General features: G+C 49.2%; 17 protein-coding genes. 10 read left to right on the top strand and 7 right to left on the bottom strand.

Annotation, left to right across the window (positions count from 1 at the left end; genetic code table 11):
- Positions 1–308: 308 nt before the first annotated feature.
- Entirely contained in the window at positions 309–2,624 is a 2,316-nt protein-coding gene (locus BZJ21_RS12485) for a methyl-accepting chemotaxis protein (RefSeq protein WP_021023625.1), read from the bottom strand.
- Positions 2,625–2,725: 101 nt separating this feature from the next.
- Positions 2,726–3,223 carry a GNAT family N-acetyltransferase gene (locus tag BZJ21_RS12490; protein WP_021023624.1) on the bottom strand — a complete coding sequence of 166 codons (498 nt, stop codon included), beginning with the start codon at positions 3,221–3,223 and terminating at the stop codon, positions 2,726–2,728.
- Between the two features lie 280 nt (positions 3,224–3,503).
- On the opposite strand from BZJ21_RS12490, the gene BZJ21_RS12495 reads away from it, so the two are divergent.
- Complete coding sequence (locus tag BZJ21_RS12495; RefSeq protein ID WP_051109700.1) at positions 3,504–4,364, top strand: aldo/keto reductase; 861 nt, start codon at positions 3,504–3,506, stop codon at positions 4,362–4,364.
- A 183-nt stretch (positions 4,365–4,547) separates the two neighbouring features.
- On the opposite strand, the gene BZJ21_RS12500 is transcribed toward BZJ21_RS12495, so the two are convergent.
- A complete protein-coding gene (locus BZJ21_RS12500) occupies positions 4,548–5,045 on the bottom strand; it encodes a MarR family winged helix-turn-helix transcriptional regulator (protein WP_021023622.1) in 498 nt (165 codons plus the stop codon).
- A gap of 412 nt (positions 5,046–5,457) precedes the next feature.
- Here BZJ21_RS12500 and BZJ21_RS12505 point away from each other — a divergent pair, with 412 nt between their 5' ends.
- The 5 genes from BZJ21_RS12505 to BZJ21_RS12525 all read left to right on the top strand — a co-directional run bounded on the left by BZJ21_RS12505 (position 5,458) and on the right by BZJ21_RS12525 (position 12,223).
- The gene (locus BZJ21_RS12505; protein ID WP_021023621.1) at positions 5,458–6,714 is read left to right on the top strand and encodes an imelysin family protein; all 1,257 of its coding nucleotides are present in this window, start codon (positions 5,458–5,460) and stop codon (positions 6,712–6,714) included.
- A 60-nt stretch (positions 6,715–6,774) separates the two neighbouring features.
- Positions 6,775–8,172, top strand: a complete 1,398-nt coding sequence (locus BZJ21_RS12510) for a di-heme oxidoreductase family protein (RefSeq protein WP_077669949.1) — start codon at positions 6,775–6,777, stop codon at positions 8,170–8,172.
- 40 nt (positions 8,173–8,212) lie between these two features.
- Positions 8,213–9,226, top strand: a complete 1,014-nt coding sequence (locus tag BZJ21_RS12515) for an imelysin family protein (protein WP_021023619.1) — start codon at positions 8,213–8,215, stop codon at positions 9,224–9,226.
- Positions 9,216–10,313: a DUF1513 domain-containing protein gene (locus BZJ21_RS12520; protein WP_033379247.1), complete on the top strand. Its 1,098-nt coding sequence runs from the start codon at positions 9,216–9,218 to the stop codon at positions 10,311–10,313. The genes BZJ21_RS12515 and BZJ21_RS12520 overlap by 11 nt, the downstream gene beginning before the upstream one ends.
- A gap of 149 nt (positions 10,314–10,462) precedes the next feature.
- A complete protein-coding gene (locus BZJ21_RS12525) occupies positions 10,463–12,223 on the top strand; it encodes a L,D-transpeptidase family protein (RefSeq protein ID WP_021023617.1) in 1,761 nt (586 codons plus the stop codon).
- Between the two features lie 102 nt (positions 12,224–12,325).
- Here BZJ21_RS12525 and BZJ21_RS12530 read toward each other — a convergent pair whose 3' ends face one another.
- Positions 12,326–14,071, bottom strand: a complete 1,746-nt coding sequence (locus BZJ21_RS12530) for a GNAT family N-acyltransferase (protein ID WP_021023616.1) — start codon at positions 14,069–14,071, stop codon at positions 12,326–12,328.
- Positions 14,072–14,256: 185 nt separating this feature from the next.
- On the opposite strand from BZJ21_RS12530, the gene BZJ21_RS12535 reads away from it, so the two are divergent.
- Positions 14,257–14,901, top strand: coding sequence for an MBL fold metallo-hydrolase (locus tag BZJ21_RS12535; RefSeq protein ID WP_021023615.1), 645 nt, complete (start codon positions 14,257–14,259; stop codon positions 14,899–14,901).
- 98 nt (positions 14,902–14,999) lie between these two features.
- Here the strand turns inward: BZJ21_RS12535 and BZJ21_RS12540 are convergent, their stop codons facing one another.
- The gene (locus BZJ21_RS12540) at positions 15,000–15,683 is read right to left on the bottom strand and encodes a DUF2982 domain-containing protein (protein WP_021023614.1); all 684 of its coding nucleotides are present in this window, start codon (positions 15,681–15,683) and stop codon (positions 15,000–15,002) included.
- A gap of 266 nt (positions 15,684–15,949) precedes the next feature.
- On the opposite strand from BZJ21_RS12540, the gene BZJ21_RS12545 reads away from it, so the two are divergent.
- Both BZJ21_RS12545 and BZJ21_RS12550 read left to right on the top strand, forming a co-directional pair.
- Positions 15,950–16,315 carry a hypothetical protein gene (locus BZJ21_RS12545; RefSeq protein WP_021023613.1) on the top strand — a complete coding sequence of 122 codons (366 nt, stop codon included), beginning with the start codon at positions 15,950–15,952 and terminating at the stop codon, positions 16,313–16,315.
- Positions 16,316–16,591: 276 nt separating this feature from the next.
- Positions 16,592–17,026 carry a hypothetical protein gene (locus tag BZJ21_RS12550; protein WP_021023612.1) on the top strand — a complete coding sequence of 145 codons (435 nt, stop codon included), beginning with the start codon at positions 16,592–16,594 and terminating at the stop codon, positions 17,024–17,026.
- Positions 17,027–17,034: 8 nt separating this feature from the next.
- Here the strand turns inward: BZJ21_RS12550 and BZJ21_RS12555 are convergent, their stop codons facing one another.
- Positions 17,035–17,442, bottom strand: a complete 408-nt coding sequence (locus BZJ21_RS12555) for a hypothetical protein (protein ID WP_128080717.1) — start codon at positions 17,440–17,442, stop codon at positions 17,035–17,037.
- A gap of 198 nt (positions 17,443–17,640) precedes the next feature.
- On the opposite strand from BZJ21_RS12555, the gene BZJ21_RS12560 reads away from it, so the two are divergent.
- Entirely contained in the window at positions 17,641–18,258 is a 618-nt protein-coding gene (locus tag BZJ21_RS12560; protein ID WP_077669951.1) for a thiopurine S-methyltransferase, read from the top strand.
- Positions 18,259–18,301: 43 nt separating this feature from the next.
- On the opposite strand, the gene BZJ21_RS12565 is transcribed toward BZJ21_RS12560, so the two are convergent.
- Positions 18,302–19,201 (bottom strand): DMT family transporter, encoded by a 900-nt coding sequence (locus tag BZJ21_RS12565; protein ID WP_174566346.1) that lies wholly within the window; start codon positions 19,199–19,201, stop codon positions 18,302–18,304.
- Positions 19,202–19,229 lie beyond the last annotated feature (28 nt).

A 19,229-nucleotide genomic window follows, 5' to 3' on the forward strand; every position in this document is an offset into this window, starting at 1 on the left:
TGCATACAATGACAAAATTTATACATCGATGGTGCCATTGGCGTAGGTGACACAAGCCCCAGCACGATGATGGATAGGTGCACATTGCCAACGGGCGCCAGTTGCACTGCGCCTGTCACGATCGGCGCCAATTTTAACACCGGCGCCAACTTTGACCTTAATCTCCGATGGCGCCGTGCAACGGGCGCGCGGCGCAAATCACACCAAGCTTGCGCGATCGAGTTGGCGCTTATACCGACCTACACGTACTTTAACGTCTGTGGGGCCATCGGCGAGGATGACACAAAGCGTTAATATTGTGAGATATATTATTCGGTTTTGAAATGTCCGATGGTATCCGCCAATCGCGCAGAACGTTGGCTTAAGCCGGTGACGGTTTCTGCCGTGTCATGCGTACGTTGCGAGACAGTCTCTGCTGATTGTGCAATGTCTGTGATGCTTTCGCTAATCTCCGTTGTGACTTGGGTTTGCTGCTGTGTGGCATTGGCGATGTGTGAGGTCATTTGATTAATTTCGGTGACCATGTTGGCAATATCCACCAAGGCGGCGTTGTTTTGCTGACAGTGGTTCACACAAACTTCCACGGTTTGGCTGGTGGTATCCATATCCGCCACCGCTGACTGCGTCTCTTGGCGCAATGCGGCAATTTTATCGCGAATACTTTCGGTGGAGTCCTGGGTACGAGAGGCAAGGGTACGTACTTCTTCAGCGACCACGCTGAATCCACGGCCTTGTTCGCCGGCACGGGCGGCCTCGATAGCAGCATTCAATGCCAACAAGTTTGTTTGCTCGGCAATCGCTTGGATCACATCGAGCACGGTGCCAATTTCCTCACTTTGCTGCGATAAGCGGCTCATGGTCGCCGTGGCGGCGTCCATACTCGATGACAACGTGCGGATCTGTTCCACCAGATCGTCACCAATTTGCGAGCCTTTATTCACCGCTTGGGTGATATCGTCTGACGCGGTTGAGGCTTGATCGGCGTATTGCGCGACATCCGTGACCGATGTAGCCATTTCCGTCGCCGCTGAGGCCACTTGATGGGTATGCTTGACCTGGTCGGTAACGCGATCGTGCATGGTGACTACGTCTTGGTTAATATCGTTAGCGGCTTGCCCAAGTAATCCAGATGCTTGATGCGCTTCTTGGATCACGGTTTGGAAGCTGGCAAACATCTGATTGAGCGAACGGCCGAGCAGCGCCATTTCATCTTTACCTTTATCCGGCAGCCGTTGAGTTAAATCCTTGTCTTCGGCGATCGTCTTAATCCGTGTGGTCACCGCAATCATGGGTTTAGCAATATTGCCACCCAATACATAACCAATCAGTATCGCGACACCCACCAGAACCAGCGATGTGAGCACGGTGGCGTTTAAAATAGTGTCTTTCATGGTCGTCACTTGGGCAAGCGCTTCTTGTTGACTAATTTGATTCACCAACGCCCAGCGCTTTCCAAATACATCAATCGGCGCATAAGCGGTATAAACGGTTTGGTTGCGGTAGCTTTTTTCTTCCCCCGTGCCTGTTTGGCCCGCGAGCGCCTGGGCCACACTTGGAGAATCGATTGGCATTTGTCCAGCCGCGGTGTCAGTGAAGTCGATGCGGTTAATCAAACCGGGTTTTACGCCATTGGTGCGCAACAAATTTAAATAGGCCGATTTATCTTCTTGTAACGCGCGTGCCTCGGTACGGAGAACCTTGTCTGGCCCCACCATAAACATTTCGCCCGTCTCACCAAATCCGGCAGATTGCCAGTGCCCTTGGCCACTTATGACACCGCTTAATCGTGCGATAGGCAGTTTAAAGATCAGCACCCCTTGGGTTTCGCCGTTTTCAACAATAGGGGTAGCGATAAATGAAGCTGGCTCGTCATAGCTGGGAAAATAGGGGCGATAATCAACAAAACTAATGTCGCCTGCTTGCGCGTCGATAGCCTCTAAAAACGCATCTCCCATCCCGCTGGTGGCGTAGGGACCGGCAAACAAACTGGTGCCAAAATCGATTTCTTTCGCCACCGAATAAACGATACGACCGTTCGCATCCGCTAATAAAATATCTTGGTAGCCAAAGGTTTCGGCAAAACGGTGATAGTTGGGATGGTACTGGGTGTGAACGTTATCGTAGGTTGACCCGTCATTAGTGGTAACTAACTTGTCTTTCTCGCCCAAAGGGTGCGGGTTACCACTGATGTAAAATTGTTGCAGTGTACGCGTGGCGGGGGCGAGCGCGGCGAGGTTGGAACGAGCGTTGGCATTCGTATCGTTAAGCGCCTGGTAGGCATCACCAAAGGTGTCGGTATAGTAATCCTGCAGGGCGCGGCGTGACGCGCGGTCGGTCCGTACTTCACGGCTGTAGCGTAAATAGGCCTGACTAAATGCGTTAACGGCATTTTCAGTCATGGTTGAATCGGCCATTGATGTCAACTGTTGACCGATAAATGAAAAATAACTGCTGAGCTCTGATTGTTTAGCTTCACGGACTGCTTTGAGCTGGCTAATGGCTTGATCTTGCATTTGGTCGCCAAACAATGCAGTGGTGCGATTGGCGAGCACTGCTGCGGTGGCGAGAATACAGATAACACAGGCGGAGATGATTGCCGCAGATACCTTTGTGCGAACTTTCATACTACTAAACTCCTGAACGTCGTGACGACGGTATCAAATGAGGGCACCGTAACGGTGCATGGTGAAGAGGGTGGGGCTTATTCAACAGGCCAACAGCATGCTCAAACGGTCAGATCACACTCGAGCATGGCGACACTATGGTATTGGCCGAACTTTTCACCGACCTCGTTAAGTTGGCCAACTTGCTGAAAGCCAAAACGACGATGAAGCGCCAGTGAAGAGGGGTTGGGGAGTGTGATCAGCGAGTAAGCACGGCGCAGATCTTGCTCTCGCATCCCCTCGAGCAAAGTGCGCATCAACTGTGAGCCGATACCGCGACCGCCGGCATCAGGCGCGGCGTAAATCGTGATCTCTGAGGCGATATGAAAAGCCTGTTTAGCGTTGAACGGCGTGTTATAAGCAAACCCAACGATTTGTTGATCTTGCTCTGCCACCCAAGCTTGATAGCGGGAGGACGGATCAAATTGCGCAAACCAATGTTCACGCTCTTGCTTTTGCCAAGGGGCTAAATCGAACGTGATCGCAGTGTGGGTGATGTAATAGTTATAAATGGTATTGATCGCGTCACAATCACGCAACTCCATGCGTCGAATAAGCATTTTCGCTTCCTTTTTGCTTTTTTGCGGCGCATAAGATACCGAAGTTCGTCCCATTCGCCAAGTATTGATGACAAATTGCTCATCTTTCGTTCAAACGCGTGGTACGCAAAAAATCAAAAATTGAGAGAAAACAAACTATCTCGTTATATTAATAAAAAAGGGATTGTGACGTGAAATTGATCGGACTAGCATGAGATCTTCACTTCTCGGCATATAAGGACGCGTTTTGTCAGAGTTTAAAGCGACATCCATTTCTCCGGTCGGCCCGTTTTTCTCGCCTATGGTGCAGGGATACTGGCGATTAGATGATTGGCAGATGACCCCGCAGCAGCGGCTCAGTTTTCTCAAATCCCATATTGATTTGGGAATTACAACGGTTGATCATGCTGATATCTATGGAGACTATCGCTGTGAAACCTTGTTTGGACAAGCGGTAAAATTGGATCCGAGTGTGAGAAAATCGATCCAAGTTGTCTCCAAGTGCGACATTAAGTTGGTCAGCGAGGCGGCCCCTAATCGTAAAATTAATCATTATGACACCAGCTATCATCATATCCTGGAGTCGGTGGATCATTCACTGAAGCGTTTAGGGGTGGAAAAGCTCGACGTGTTATTGTTGCATCGCCCTGATGCATTGATGGACGCGGATGAAGTGGCAGAGGCGTTTACAACGCTTCGCTATCACGGAAAAGTCGCGCACTTCGGGGTATCAAACTTTACGCCGTCACAATTTGATTTATTGCAATCTCGTTGGGACGAATCGCTCGTCACCAACCAGGTTGAAATCAACCCGCTACGTTTTGATGTGATCCACGATGGCACGCTTGATCAGCTTCAGCGTCTTCAGGTAAAACCGATGGCGTGGTCGTGCCTTGCCGGCGGCGAATTATTGACGGGAGAGTCACAACAAGCTGTCCGTGTGCGCGAAACGCTTAGCGCTATTGGTGAGGAGTTAGGCGGCGCGAGTATCGATCAAGTGATTTATGCTTGGGTGATGCGCCATCCATCGAAACCATTACCCATTATAGGCTCGGGGAACATTGAGCGAGTGAAAGCCGCTAAACAGGCTTATGATCTTAAATTAACGCGTGAGCAGTGGTATCGCATATGGGTCGCGTCGAAAGGGCATAACGTGCCTTAGAGCGAAGGCGTTGGTTATTCGTGCGAAGGCGTTGATCAAGGGAAAAATCAACAGACGGTACGTGGTGCCGTCTTTTTATTTTCAGATGAGCAATGGCGACAAAAAGCGTTCAATCCATGGCTTTTCTGGCGCCTTGCTGGCAGGTTGACCGGTGGAGACGTCCTGTTTACCCGCCGGTAGCTGCTATTTTTTAGCCTGAGACATGGAGTGATGCGAGGTAAGCGCAGACACCTCTAGCATCGGTGCGGCATCAATATCGTCTGCATTCATCATTGATGAGATACGTTGGACAGAGGACAGCAGCAGAGATTGTTCCCATTCTTCTAGGTTTTGAAAGCGTGAGATAAAGTTCTCCTGCAGTGGCTTAGGGGCTTGTTCCAATGCCGCTTCCCCTTGTTCGGTCAGGTGTGCGTGCACTTTACGCTTATCAAGCTCGCTCCGGACACGCAAAATCAGCCCACGCTTTTCTAAGCGGTCCAAAATGGTGGTTGCTGTGGCCTGGCTCATGTTGGTATGGACAGATAACTTACGAATCGTCACTTGACCAAGCTCTTTAATCGCACGCATCAGTACCAATTGGGGGCCAGTGATCCCCGATACTTTGTTAAGCTTTCGTGAATGCAAATCGATTGCGCGTATAATTTGCCGCAATGCGACCAGTACTTCTTCGTGTTTTTCCATTACCTCACCTCCACCAGAAAAAATTGCCCCCGAAACTTACAATACCCGCGGTTGTAGTGCAAAGACATCGAGAGAAAAATCGATGATTTATGTTTGTTTCAACGAGAAAATAATCGACGTGCTTTCAGTCTATTGTAACCATTAGAGTTCAAATTAAATCTAATTTATTGTTATTTTTGACTGTTTCAGTGAGTAAATGCAAAAAATGGCCTTTAGTCATCGGTTTACCTAAATAACAGGTCGGATGTGCATTGCAACGTATTGCCGTCAACCTTACACATAGCATAGCCATCACACTTCGCGTAATGAGAAAAATTCTTTGTTGCATTTCGTAACATTATGCTTAGAATTCTTTCGTACAAACGATAATGGTTATCATAACCGTTCATATAAGGCGAAGGACAACACGACTATGGAATTGACACCGTTTAAGCGCAACCTGATTGCGCTCTCACTATTTGCGGCCCCATTTGGCGCTAATGCGGCGACCCAACAAGAGGTCGTGGCACATTATGCAGACATTGCTCACGCCGTTTTTGCTGATGCTCACACAACCGCGGTTGAACTCGACAGTGCACTGAACGCTTTTATTGCCGAACCTTCTGAAACAACCCTTCAGGCAGCCAAAAAGGCGTGGCTAGATGCACGTGTGCCTTACCAACAGTCAGAAGTTTTTCGCTTTGGCAATGCTATTGTCGATGACTGGGAAGGACAGCTCAATGCTTGGCCCTTGGACGAGGGGTTAATTGATTATGTCGCGGATGGTTATCAGGCAGAACTCGGTAATGCCGGAGCGACAGCAAACATTATTGCGAACCAACGCATTCAGATTGGCGCCACCGATCTTGATGTTACTGACATCACGCCGACACTGCTGGCAAGTTTAAATGAAGTGGGCGGCTCAGAAGCCAATGTTGCATCGGGCTACCATGCCATCGAGTTCCTGTTGTGGGGGCAAGATTTAAACGGCACCAACGCAGGAGCCGGTGAGCGCCCTTATACCGATTTCGCCTATGGTGAAGCGTGTACCCATGACCATTGTGATCGTCGTCGTGATTACTTGAAAGCGGCTGCTGATCTATTGGTTGATGATCTGGCGTGGATGCGTGATCAATGGGCCGAGGGTAACAAAGATAATTACCGTGCGAGTCTGCTTGCCGATTCAAGTGAGAATGGCCTACGCAAAATGCTATTTGGTATGGGATCACTGTCGTTAGGTGAACTGGCGGGGGAGCGAATGAAAGTCGCGCTAGAAGCCAACTCAACCGAAGATGAGCATGACTGTTTTTCTGACAATACGCACAATTCGCATTTTTATAACGAGCAGGGCATTTACAATGTCATGACGGGGACATATCAGCGTGTGAATGGTAATACTTTATCGGGACCGTCAGTCCTTGATTTGGTTAGAGATAAAAATGCCGATGCCGCAGAGGCAATTAAAGCCAGCTTTGATCAAGCGCAGCAGCAAGTTAAAACCTTGGTTGTTTCTGCGGAGGACAACAACGTGTATTTTGATCAGCTGATTGCTGCTGGTAATAGCGAAGGGAATCAACTGGTCAACGCATCTATCGCGGCGCTGGTGGATCAGACCAAGCATATTGAACAAGCGGCGCAAGTGATTGGTATTGATAACCTGAATCCAGACACCGCTGATCACCAATTCTAAACGACATATTATTCTAGTTAGCCCCGTGGTACGGGGCTTTTTGCCTTGTCAGGACACACTATGAAGCCCAATGTCATTGCTTACCTTAACGTGACATGTCTTACTTTTTTGGTGACCACCTCCGCACTTGCATTCGAGCGCACATCCGGTGGGGGAACAACCGTTATCAAGGAAGGACCGAACGCCTTTTCCCAACCTGCCGCTAACCTGCCGATGAGTGAGCGCATTGATTTCAGTGTCGGTAATAGCTTTTTTCGTAATCCTTGGGTCAGTTCACCGGCATCAACGGATGCCCGTGACGGCCTTGGCCCATTATTTAATACTAATGGCTGCCAAAATTGCCATATCAAAGATGGGCGAGGCCATCCTCCATCGCCAGGTGATATCAATGCCGTTTCCATGTTGGTTCGGCTGAGTGTGCCAGCGATGAGTGAAGCGGAAAAACAAAAGCTGATCCAATATGGCAATATTCCAGAGCCCAATTATGGCGGTCAACTTCAAGATTTTTCCTTACCAGGCGTCAAGCCAGAGGGCAAAATAGCAATCAGCTATCGCGAAGTACCGGTGATCTTTGAAGACGGTGAGACTGTGACATTACGCCAGCCAAACTTAGCTATTACAGACCTTAATTATGGTCCGATGGCAGAGAATGTGCAGCTGTCAGCGCGGATTGCACCACCGATGATAGGTCTTGGGCTACTCGAGTCGATCCCCGCTGAGGCGATCTATGCGTACGCCGATCCTGAGGATGCCAATGGCGACGGCATTTCCGGGCGCCCCAACCAAGTGTGGGATATCGACACACAGCGTACCGCACTGGGGCGGTTTGGGTGGAAAGCCGGATTACCCAACGTGAATCAACAAAATGCAGCCGCTTTTAATGGCGATGTCGGGCTAACAACCTCGATATTCCCTCATCACAACTGTATGCCGTCGCAGTCGGTGTGCGACGATATGCCCAATGGCGGCGATCCCGAAGTGAGTGATAATATTCTCGACTTTGTTGAATTTTATGCTCGCCATCTCGCGGTTCCCGCGCGTCGTAACATCCTAGACTCGCAAGTCCAACGAGGGCAAGAGATGTTTGTTAATGCTGGATGTAACGCTTGTCACGTTGAGTCGTTCACAACAGCAAAACGTCCTGATCTGGCGGCACTGAGTGAACAAGAAATTCACCCCTATACCGACTTACTGTTACACGATATGGGAGAGGGGCTAGCGGATCACCGTAGTGAGTTTATTGCTAACGGCCGAGAATGGCGAACGGCACCACTTTGGGGTATTGGTTACACCAAAGAGGTCAATGCTGATGGTACCTACTTACATGACGGTCGCGCCCGAACGTTGATGGAAGCCGTTTTATGGCATGGTGGCGAAGCCGATGGCGCCAAACAGCGTGTACTGGCGATGCCAAAAGCGGACCGTGATGCACTGATTGCATTTTTACGTTCATTATAAAAGCACTTATTATAAAAACACCATGCTGGAGTCTTGTGGTATGCGTTTTCGATTTAATCCTATTGTGGTGCTTACGCTCAGCGCCACCGTGTTGCTCGGCGGATGTTTGTCTCAAGCTGAGACAGGGCCTAATCATGGCCTTTGGCAACTACAAAAACAAAGAAGCCAACGGTTTCTCTCTGCAACCAAGGCGCTCGCGCAGACCACGCAATCGGTTTGCTCGCAGGGCACGGATGTGGACAAGGCGCGTCAAGCATGGAAGAAGGTTATGACCGCTTGGATGCCTTTACAAGGCGTAGAAAAGGGCTCAGAGCAAGCCTTGGCACAAAGTTGGCGGATTCAGTTTTATCCTGACAAAAAGAATACCACGGGACGGAAAATGAATGCCTTGCTGGCCAGTGATACTAGCTGGACCGCGAATGCATTAGCGGATCAAAGTGTGGCCGTGCAAGGTGTCGGCGCGATGGAATGGTTGTTGTATGATCGCCAAGCGGATTTAACTTTGCCAAAACACTGCGAAGTAGCCATGGCCGTCAGTGGGCGTTTGCAGCAAAGTGCAACGGCATTAACCCTAGCGTGGCAGAAAAACCCGTGGTTAGGGATGCCACCTTCGATGGCCACGGCAGAAAAACTTGGCGCACTGACACATCAGCTCGATTATGTGCTTAAAAAGCTTGCCGGCCCTTTGGGCAAACCTGGTTTTCCTAACCCCTACCAAGGAGAAGCCTGGCGATCGCGGCACTCTCTAACACTATTAAGCGAGAGCATTCAAGCGATGCAAGTTCAATATCACGCTGAAGGTGGTATCGAGCAAGCGCTACGCGAGCGAGGCAACCATCAGGTAGCCGATCGTGTTAGCGAGCATTGGCAACTCGCCTATGACAGTGTGCCCAAAGACGGCGAGCCGCTGTTTGATAGGCTCAACAGCGTACCGGGTTATCGTGACATGCTCACCGTCTATAACAATCTGGAATATCTAAAACTCGTGTTGGGTGGTCAAGTCGCACAAGATTTAGGCATAGTTGTGGGGTTTAATGCAACCGATGGCGATTAGTCAGAAACGCCGCCGTTTACTCAAGGCGGCGCTAATGGGCGCGGCTTTACCCACCGTCGTAAATACACTGAGTGGTTGTCGTGGTAATACCGCAGCAGCGCGGTGTGAGCTACTGGGCTGTGCGCTGAGTCGTGATGGCTCTTTCGCGGTGGTTGGTGCTGATCCGTCTGGGCAACCCGTTTTCCGCCTACCATTGCCCGATCGGGGTCATGGTGTCGCCGCTCAGCGACGAGAGGTTGGAACGCTAGGGGTGGCATTTGCGCGCCGGCCTGGTGATTTTATGCAGGTGTTTGACTACCAACGTGGAGTGACGTTGTCACGAGTAAGGGCCGCCTCCGATCGTTATTTTTATGGGCACGGTGCCATTTCTGATGATGGAAAATGGTTATATACCACCGAGGGTAAACGGCAAACCAGCGAAGGTGTGATCGGTGTTTACCAATTAACCGCGCAGGGGCAGGTAAAAAAAGTGCGTGAAATAAGCGGCTTTGGCATTGGTCCTCATGAGTTAGCGCTGGTGGATACTAACACGTTAGTCGTGGGTGTTGGCGGCATGCATACTGATGGACGCACAGTGTTAAACATTGACGCTATGTCACCGGCACTGGTCTATATCGATATCGACAGTGGCAAAGTGGTCGAGCGCGCTGAGCTTGCAAATAAGAAGCTCAGTATTCGTCATCTAATGGTGTCAGATGAGGGTTATGTGGTGACAGGTCAGCAATACCATGGTGCTGATAACGCCCCCCTTGTCGCGATTCATCGCCGTGGTGAGCCGATGAAAATGTTGAATGCTTCACCAGAGCAGTGGTCGCGCTTTAATAATTATGTTGCCAGTATTGCTACCCTCAATGGTTGGATTGTCGCCACGTCGCCCCGTGGCAATTGCTATGGTATTTGGTCGTTAAATAGTGGCGAGTTACTTGGACTGCATCCGCTGATAGATGCTTCTGGCGCGAGTCGCGATGGTGATGTGATTAACCTCAGTGCGGGTAGCGGTAAAATGGTGACGCTAAATAATGCACACCATCCGGATTATAAAATGACGCCAGTCCGATGGGATAATCACTGGATAACCTTAGTGTAATGAATCCATGATAATGTTCTAAACGGCAGTCAATTTTGGCTGCCGTTTTTGTTTCAATACCTTGCGTTGTGATGAGGAAAAACAGACGTTAATTTTGCTTCTTTGCAGTAAAACTTTGCCATAATCATAAAAGGGATGAGGAGGGGCGTATGATGAGAAGGCACGATGCCTGGTTGGCTAACCTTCTGATAGTGTTTTGCTTTTTGGTAAAGCCAGTGATGGCCAATAACGCCAGTGAAACGGGGGGAGTACGGTTACTGACTGAACCGCAGATCTCGGGGCAAAGAGTGCCTGATGATCAAACTGTATCGGCAGATGTTCATCGCCAGCGAGCTTACCAATATGCGCGCGATTGGCTTGAGTCGGCGGCACCGGATGCGACCGTATTGGCCTATCCCCAAGCGCTGACTCAAGACTACCTGGATAATGGATTTTCGTTGATTTGGACACAAGATGCGGCGCGAGATGAGTTAGAAACGCAAGTGAATGTGATTTCACTGGCTGGCTTTAGTCCTGAGTTTGAATGGCGAGCATGGCAATTGCGGCAACTTCGTCAGCAGCCCAGCGATGCGGCCTATGATATTTTTGCTACCGATACCGCCTATGCGCTGCTTCGCTATTTAAGTGTGATCCCCGATAAAGGAATGCAATGGTTTTTTGGCGCGTCTCATCGCACCCCCTTGCCAGCTCCCTCATCGCAAAGGCGTGCTGCTTTATTTAAGGCAGGACTTAACGGGTCACTGGCTCCGTTTTTGCAGCAGCGGCGTCCACAACACTCGCAATACGATGCATTAGTAAAACAAATTGTTCGCTTACAAGAGCAGGCGCAGTCGGTTTGGCCAACGATTCAGGCTGAGAACGTCATATACCCGGACCAAGCGATTGCGACAACGTTAGCGCTTAACTTGGTGGATAATCTGAGGCTACAGGGGTTTTGGGGCAGCTCTGAGCGCTTGGAAGCGATAAATGGCGACACTGTGCGCTACGGTGGTGACTTGCTTCGCGCAGTTGAACGCTTTCAGCAACAGCATGGTTTATCCATGGATGGCATTATCGGCCCAGCAACCGCGAAGTGGTTAAATTTGGACCCACAAGCACGGGTTCGGTTATTGGCACTTAATGCAGAACGGTTGCGGTTGTGGCCTAACGATAATCCCAATCGAATTGTGGTGAACATTCCCGATTATCGCATGCATGTATGGCATGACGATCAAAATGTATTCGAAAGTAAAGTGGTCGTTGGTCGACAATCAAGACGTACGCCGCTGTTTACGTCGCAACTTGATTCGGTGGTGCTGAACCCCAGCTGGAATGTGCCTCGTAGCATTGTGCAAAAAGATATCTTGCCCAGACTGGCGGATGACCAGCAGTATTTGTCTCGCAATCAGTATCGCATTTTGCCTAACTGGCAAAGCAACATCGCTATCGACCCGAGTACGATTAATTGGCAAACCGTGAATGACGACGGCTTCCCTTATCGATTGCAACAGGCTCCGGGTCAAGGCAATGCATTAGGAAAGTACAAGTTTAACACCCCAAACAAAAACGCCATTTATTTACATGACACGCCGGCACAAAGCTTATTTAGTCGCTCGCGCCGCGCGTTTAGTTCTGGGTGTATTCGGGTGGAGCAGGCCGAGCAGTTGGCGGATTTGGTGCTGGATTTGTCCGGGAAACAGTTGGCTAGCTACCAAGGGTATTTGGATAAAACACAAACTAAGTGGGTGTCGTTGCAAACGCGCCTTTCCGTGCAAACCATTTACCAAACAGCATGGGTTACTGAAGACGGCAAGCTCGCGTTTCGTGATGATGTATATGCCTATGATAGCCATGCCGAACGTCAAATCACCACTCAGGAGCCGAGCTACTTAACCCAGCAACGTGATATATCCTCATCACGGTCACAGTAGTCTCAATCACGATCACAAGAGTTGACAGTCATAGCCCCGCGCCATCAAGACAGATAGCGCGGGGCTTTGTTTGTTCACCGCGACGCTTATTCACAGCGAGGTTTAGTCACAAGTGGAGGTTGGGGGAGTGGTTAGATGTGGCGCAATATAGCGTTGGTAGCGTTTGGGTTTTAAACGCTTGAGGTCGACTAAAACCAGTCCATCAATGCAGTCGGCGAAATCAGGATCAACGCCAAAGTCTAAGAATTGTACGCCGCCAGGCTCACATAGCTCACTGTACTGCTTATAAAGCGTTGGGATCCCGACGCCAAGGTGATCGAGTAACATTTTTAGCTTTTTCAGATCGCGCGCATAGTCGTTGCCACAAAAGTGGTCGAGCAACTCGCTTTGTTTACTTTCGGCGAGTTGATACGGTCGTTTCGATCGCGCACAGCGGTTGTCGCCACGAAAGTAGGTGCGATAAAAGAAGATCAGTAGCTCTTTAGCGGGTTGTGGCATCGCGTTGCTGATAGTGACAGGCCCGAATAAATAACGGTACTGTGGGCGATTAGCGAGTAGGGCGCCAATGCCTAACCATAAATAATCCAGGCTTCGTTTTCCCCAATATTTGGGCTGAACAAAACTACGGCCTAGCTCTAAGCCTTGGTCAAGAAAAGGCTGCATCCCTTGTTCATAATCGAACAAGCTTGCGCTATAGATTCCTCCAAGCCCTTGATGAGCGAGAGTGGCTTGGGTATCACATAAGCGGTATGCACCGACGATATCGAGCTCAATCGGATCCCACAAGACCAAATGCCAATAGTATTGGTCGTATTTATCAAGATCACGCCGCTGTCCGGTGCCTTCCCCAACAGCGCGGAACGCGACCTCACGTAAACGGCCTATTTCGCGCATCACCGGCGAATCGGCTTGATAGTCGAGTAAATAAATGAGTTTACCATCGGGTGTCTGTCCGAGTTGCTCGCCGAGTGCAATTGCATGCTTGAGCGCCAGTCGTGGCTCCGGTGAGGCAATCGCAGTTTCGGTGGGAAATAAGCCTTGCTTACGCTTGGCGATCCGGTAGAGGTGTTTACGAAAGAGTTTAACCCGTGTTTTTACCGGAAGGTTCGCGCTGGCACTGTAACTGTGGTGTGGGATCATTTCGCCCACGGTGAAGGCGATGGTGTTGTTCTCTTGTCGAAACATCTCTTCAACCAGTAACAAAGTCGACAAAGGTTTATAGACCATTGACGCACCATAAAAACGGGCAGAATTTCGCCCGTCGACATGAATCGGCAAAATAGGGGCGTTTGATTTACTCGCCATACGTAAGAAGCCAGAGTGCCAAACACCGTCTCGAATTCCTGTTGGTGCGACGCGCGAAACCTCACCGGCTGGAAAGATAATCAAAGCGCCATCACGCTCTAGCCACTGTGTGATTTGTTGTAGATTTTGTTTAGGCGTTCGGCCTCCCATATTGTTGACTGGCAACAGACAACTGTGAAGTGGGCCGACTTGCATGAGTAATTCATTGGCAATAACTTTAACGTCTGGACGCACTGAGCGTACGAGTTTAAGCAGCGCCAAGCCATCCAGTGATCCGATTGGATGATTGGCGATAATCACCACCCGTCCAGATTCCGGGATCCGCTCTTTTTCTCTATCGCTGACCCGATAGCTAAAGTTAAAATAATCCAGCACCTGTTCAACAAACTCGAATCCTTGTAGATGCGGGTAGCGTTCAGCAAACGCTTGAAACTCCTGCTCATGAAGTAAACGCTTTAGCGTTTTACTGACGGGGCGCATGAGCCAACCGCGCTGTTCTAACCGGGGGTAATGCGACGATAATACTTTATCAATATCTAACATAAGCAGCCCTGCATACAATAAAGCGTACCTGAAAGGTATCCGGGTATCCTTATCTCAGCCTAGAGCGTGAAGGTGACATCTCCTTGGCAGCACAGTTGCAAACTGATGACAGCATGGCATAGTGAGGCCCGTATTTACGTCGTTATCGGCGGCTACCGCACTTATACAAAAGGAAGGCTAACTGTATGGCGTTGCATTATGAGATTGTGCCGGTCACGGCATTTCAACAAAACTGCTCGATTATTTGGTGCGATCAAACTCAAGACGCAGCGATCGTCGACCCAGGTGGTGACGTGGCTAAAATTCGCCAAGTGATTCATTCACTCAATGTCACCGTGACGAAAATCCTTCTTACTCACGGCCATTTAGATCACGTGGGTGGCACAGTAGAATTGGCTAACGCGCTTGATATTCCGGTGATTGGTCCGCACAAAGAAGATGCATTTTGGTTACAAGCCTTACCGGCACAGGCACAAATGTTTGGTTTTGCCCACGCCGAGCCGTTCGAGCCGGATCAGTGGTTAGTGCAAGGTGATACGGTCACCGTCGGCAAGCATACTTTGTCGGTCTTATTTACCCCCGGGCATACGCCAGGACATATTGTCTTTGTGGATGAAGAAAGCCGTACCGCATGGGTAGGCGATGTGTTATTTAACGGTGGTATTGGCCGTACCGACTTTCCAAAAGGCGATCACGCGACCTTGATTGACGCCATCAAGAACACGCTGCTTCCGGTGGGAGATGATGTGACTTTTATTCCCGGCCACGGACCCACGTCAACGCTGGGCTATGAGCGTAAAACTAATCCTTTTCTTACCGGTGCTTTCTAACGCTTGTCACTAAACTGGCTTGTACTCAGAGTACGGGCCAGCTTGTTTGTTTAGAGCCTGTTTGTTTTGTTTAGAAGAGCCTATTTGTCCCAAGACCATTATTGCGTACTGGCAGCAGCCAGATAGCGTCTTGTCACCCCGATAAAGTCTTCTAGGGGGCGATCGAGTAAGTCTTCGCTGATAAAAATGTCATAACCTAACAATTCGCGCATATATCGCATACGATTGGCCAACATCGCCATCAGACCTTTATAAAGCACACCATTGGCACCACGATATGGGGTGTCATCAAACATCATATCTTCCAATGGCTTACTGGGTTTGCTTCCCGCACGACGGTAAGCTGTAATCAGTAATGCCCGTTGAGTCATGATGATATGAGTCACCATTCTCAAGCTAATACCATCTAATAATGCATCATAGTGTTTGATTTTAATCCCCATCCAAGGCAGTGGCTCGCCAAGACTTTGCGGATAGATTTGAGGGATCCCTATCGTGTCAATATGGCGCCATTTGAGTGCCCAACCGCCACGAAAGCTGTGATGCTGTATATGCATAAATGAGAGCGAAAACGACAGTTGTACGCGCTGCAGAAGTTTATGTATGGCATATAAAATTGCGCCGATAGCGATCAGGCCGATAATGCCTTGCCCAAGTGACAAGGAGGGTTGGATTAAAAAAAAGCATACCAATGCAAATGCGACAACCATTGCGATTAGCATGCTCCATCGCGCCGCTTCAAATTGGGGCGGGTAGATTTTTATTGTCTTGAGTGCATCCATAATCTTCCATTCCACGCCATAGATAAAGCGGCGAGTACAAGCGTTTAGCCACGATTTACCTTGTAAGTGTACGATGAAAGTGTCTGATTAGTTTGCCTAAAAAACACCGAATAGGTAAACATTTGTCGCTGAATGTCACGAACTTTGCACCGACTAAGGGACGCTTACCTACAAAAGTGAGCTGAAATTTGGTATAACACGCGCTTTGTTTTTCACCCGCTGCTTTCAGCGAGCCTGAACGTAGTGCGTCGGAGTAGGATGATTGAATGAAAATTTCTCACAAACGTAAAGTACAAGGTAAACTCAACAAGCGTGTTAAGGCATCGTCGCCAGCGCGTCAACGTCCCGTAAAAGCGAAACCCGCGGTAGCGGCTAAACCGGCGGTAGACTCTGCAGCAAAAGCGCCCGTTGTGGATACCGTTTCGTCATTCACCCCTAAGCAGCAGCAAGTATTAGACATCGTTAAAGCCAATCCTGAAGGGATCAACCCGAAAGGCATTGGTCTGGCTGCAGGACAAGAAGACAGTAAAGCCGCTTCTTGGGCGACAGGTGCGTTGAAAAAATTGACCGAAGAGGGCGCAGTCGAGCGTGTTCAAATGGCCGCCAACAAGGTGATTTACAAAGCATCTTGATCAGTGTTTGCTCATCCGCTTAAGTCGCATGATTTGTCTTTGTACTTAAGCGGGTGTTCGATAACACCGCCTCTCAGTTACTTCATTTTGCACATGCTAAGAAAATCGGTTTCTTTTCAACTATTTGTTTTCTTTGTGTTAAAAAAGCTTTTCGAAATAATCGTGTTACGTGTATAAAGCATGATCGAGCGCAAAATACTGTATAATCTTCCAGACATATGTTTAAAACTGCTTATAGTGGGTGTATCCGCTTAGGTTTTAGTCTGGAGGTAAGCCATGGATGCGCTGTCAACCCAGCTGAAAACACCCACAGAGGTTGTTTTCGATTACACACATTTTTTGTGTGAAAGTCAGCAGCCCAATTGGACTTTTTTCGATATTTTCCGAAGCTTGTTGCCCATGTTTAATACTGTGCTTGAGTATCAAGCGGGTGGCGATCAATCACCACTAACCGCTCAAGAGCGCCTACAGCAAGACGCCGCGCGTGTGATGTCAGTGCGTCATACCGATGCATCTAATTTGGTTCAACTGGCCGGTTTGGCTCGTGCGCAAGGAATTAAAGAACTCACTGTATTGATGCCTTATGCTTTAGAGTATCGGCAAATGGAGTCGATAAGCCACCAAACAGGCGCACAGCTTGAATACAGTAATGAAAACCGCGAGTGGGTTAGATTTACTTTCATCTCTGACGCGGATACTTGCCTGCACTGAAGCGCGTACTAATGACGTTGTGCCAATGTTGGATCGACGCGTGCAATCCACTGCTGATTGTGTTCGTAACAGGTTAAACGTGTCAATGTGGGTGTAAACGCAATGATCGCACATGACGTATCTGCGGCCATTGCGGCGTCAATCAGTGCTTCATCGTCAAACCCATGCCGACGATAAATCATCCTTACCTGATTGGTATTAATTCCCCAATGACTAAGCTGCTCGGCGTTCAATGAGCGGGGTGGATTAATGATCGTGATCCACTTTTGCTGTCGTGCTTTGAATGCTAGCGCCTGTAACATCGACAGCCAATGGGCATTGATGGCTGTCTGTGCGTTCAACGCAGAGGAATAATAGCTTCCGTCACGCATCTGTACTGACGTTTGCGTCGTTGCTTGATTTGACTCATTAGACATCGCGTACATAAAGCACCTGTATATATGATCATTACTGTATGTATAAACAGTACTTGTTTGTGGACTGCCTCGCAAGTTACTCGTTGACTAATTTGTGATCAAGATCGTGAACAATTTCCACCCGTTTTTAAGCAATTGCTAATGAGATTGATTTAATAACTTGCTAAACTGGCCGCTTTTCATCTTCTCGGAGAAACCATGGAACAAGAATTTTGGCATCAGCGTTGGGCTGAAAATCAAATAGGGTTTCATCGGGACAGTGTGCACCCAATGCTTATGCGTTACTGGTCAACACTTTGTCCAATGCCAGATGAGACAGTACTGGTGCCTTTGTGTGGCAAATCCATCGATTTAAACTGGCTTGCGGAAAAACACGAACATGTGATTGGTGTAGAACTAAGTGATATCGCGGTACGGGCCTTTTTTTCAGAAAACCTGTATACCCCGCAAGTTCACCGTGCGCCGTCGGGTCATACACATTATTGTTTCGATGAGTTGGAGTTGATCAGTGGTGACTTTTTTACTGCACGTTTGAGCCCGACTTCGCTGATCTACGATCGTGCCGCTTTGGTGGCGATGCCACCGTCGATGCGGGATCAGTATGTGCATCGTGTGCGTGATCTTTTAGCGCCGGGAGGCCGCCTATTACTGATCACCTTGTTTTATCCGCAGGCCGATGATAATCCGCCGTTTTCCATCGATACGTCAATAGTGGAAGAGGTGTTTTCAGGGCTCGATATTAGGTTGTTAGAGACGCAAACCGAGCCAGAGGGTGACCGAGGTGAGCAAGTCTGGTTGATAAAAGCCAACGCTTAGTGCTCGGTTTGGTAGAGCCATGCTCGGATAGCGCCGTTTTGCGCTAGACGGTTTTGACTCGAGGTTGATTAGACTGTCGTGATTCCCAGTGGGTAATAAAGAAAACGGCTGCGATAATAATTCCTGCGCCGAGCCATAGCCGGCCAGGTGGAACCCAGCTGAATACCAGCCAACCAAAGAGGACGTTCAGCGGCAGTTTAGCGTGATCAAACGGCTGAACAAACGAGGCATCTGACGCGGCATAGGCTTTGGCTATTGCCCACTGTGCGAGTGCGGTGAGCATTCCAGCACCGAACAGCATCCACCATGCCATTGCAGATGACGGCAGTGTCCAGTCAGGCACGGCCAAGAGTAGATTAAATGGGGTGATCAACAAAAGGAGGTAAACGACCATCGTGGTCGGTGGATCGTAGGCTGATAACCGTTTCACCATTAATGAATAGGTCGCCCAAAAGAAAGCGGCGCCTATCGGCAGTAACGTTGCCCATGTAAAACCATTTGACCAAGGTTCTAGGATAATCATCGCGCCACAAAAACCCGCAAGTGTGGCCAAGCTACGTGCAATACCAACCCGTTCACGAAGAAATAGCCCCGATCCTATGGTTGCAAACAGCGGTGATGTCATTAGTAGGGCTATGCCTTGCCAAATGGGAACCGGATAAGCGAGCGCCCATAGCCAAAGTTGGATCCCAATAACAGAAATAAACACCCGCAAACAATGTTGCCCAAGGTGCTGGGTTTTTAAAGATTGACGAATCCCCAGTTGCTTTAACCAGGGGATCATGGCCACTAAGGCAATGGCATATTGAATAAAAGCAACGGTCGTCGAAGGCAAGCCCAACTTGAAGCTAACATATTGAGAAAGGCTGTTGACTAATGCGAAGCATAAGCCTGCAGTGAGCATCCAGGCCGCGCCTTGGAGGGGATGATGAACTTGTTTCATTACCGTGACAATCCGAAAAAAGACGTAC

It is taken from the genome of Salinivibrio costicola subsp. alcaliphilus (assembly GCF_001996185.1).
GTDB classification, from domain to species: Bacteria; Pseudomonadota; Gammaproteobacteria; order Enterobacterales; family Vibrionaceae; genus Salinivibrio; species Salinivibrio costicola.